Here is a 1,315-nt window from a genome sequence, read left to right on the forward strand (position 1 = left end):
GTCGGGGAATCGTCCCACGGCGGGGGAGACGACGACGCCCCCCGGTCCGGGGACCAGGGGGCGTCGTGGCGGAGGGGCGTCAGCCGCGGCTGGCCCAGACCGCGCGGCGGCTGTCGTACTCGACGAGGTTGCCGTCGTCCTGCATGACGAGCTTGTAGGGGCCGACCGACGCGGCGGGCGGGACGACCGACCATCCGCTCGTCGTCTCGGTGCCCACGGCGATCTGCCCGCTGGTGTCGATGGCGAAGAAGCCGCCTGCGCGGGTGGTCTTCGACGCCCAGATCGGGCCGTTCTTGCCGTAGACGACGAAGTTGCCGTCCGCCTGCATCACCGCTCGGTAGACGCCGTTCGCGGAGCGGAGGAAGCTGCCCGCCTCGAGCGAGTTCGCCGCGTAGAGGGTGGTCGAGGGGAAGGCGGCCTGGCTGGTCCAGATCACGTCGTCGGACGGGTTCACGATGATCAGCGAGCCGGCGTTGTTGATGCCCAGGCGGAGGTCCTTGCCGCGCGTGCCCGAGAACCACTTGACGGAGCCGTCGGAGCCGTAGATGACGGCGTTGCCGTCCTTCTGCATGGTGATGCGGTTGCCGGAGCCGCCGGTGCCGGTGCCCCAGACGGCGCCCTGCGGGCCGTAGCCGACGAAGTTGCCGTCGTTCTGCATGACGGCGCTGAAGCGGCCGTCGGCGGAGGTGAGCTGGTGGACGGGGCGGAGGGTCTGCTCCGTGAACAGCGTGTCGGTCACCGGCTCGGCGATGACGCGGCGGACGCTGCTCGCCCAGGCGGGCGAGCCGTTCTCGCGGTAGACGACGAGGTTGCCGTCGGGCTGCATGATCACCGAGGCGCCCGCCTCGTTGATCGTGTTCGTGCTCCACACGGGGCCGCCCTTGGCGGAGTAGACGACCATGTTGCCGTCGGTCTGCATGACCAAGTGGTCGCCGCGGCCCTGGGTGTTCGTCGCGAAGGTGGGGCGGCCCTGCGGGTCGTAGACCACCGCGTTGCCGTCGGTCTGCATCCGGAACGAGTAGCCGTTCGTGCCCGAGACGATCCGCTGTCCGGCGGCCAGCTCCTCGCCGCCGACGAGGGCGTTGTAGTAGCTGACGGCCGCGCGGGCGGTCTGCTGGGCGGCCTCGGGCGACTCGCTCGCGGGAGCGAGGCCGGTCGGCGCCTCCTCGGAGGAGGAGAGGGGCTTCTGCGGGTTCTCCGCGGCGAGGGCCGGGGTCGCGCCGAAGAGCTCGAGCAGGCGCACGGTGAGCTCCTGCGCGTCTCCTGTCGCGACCAGGCGGACGGTCCGGGTGCCGTGGTCGAACTCGAGCACGGG

General features: G+C 71.4%; 1 protein-coding gene. It reads right to left on the minus strand.

Annotation, left to right across the window (positions count from 1 at the left end):
* Window positions 1-79: 79 nt before the first annotated feature.
* Window positions 80-1,315: hypothetical protein (locus C5C10_RS17395; RefSeq protein ID WP_146082203.1), on the minus strand; the 1,236-nt coding region annotated here is incomplete at its 5' end.

It is taken from the genome of Rathayibacter sp. AY1A3 (genome assembly GCF_002930975.1).
Taxonomy (GTDB): domain Bacteria; phylum Actinomycetota; class Actinomycetes; order Actinomycetales; family Microbacteriaceae; genus Rathayibacter.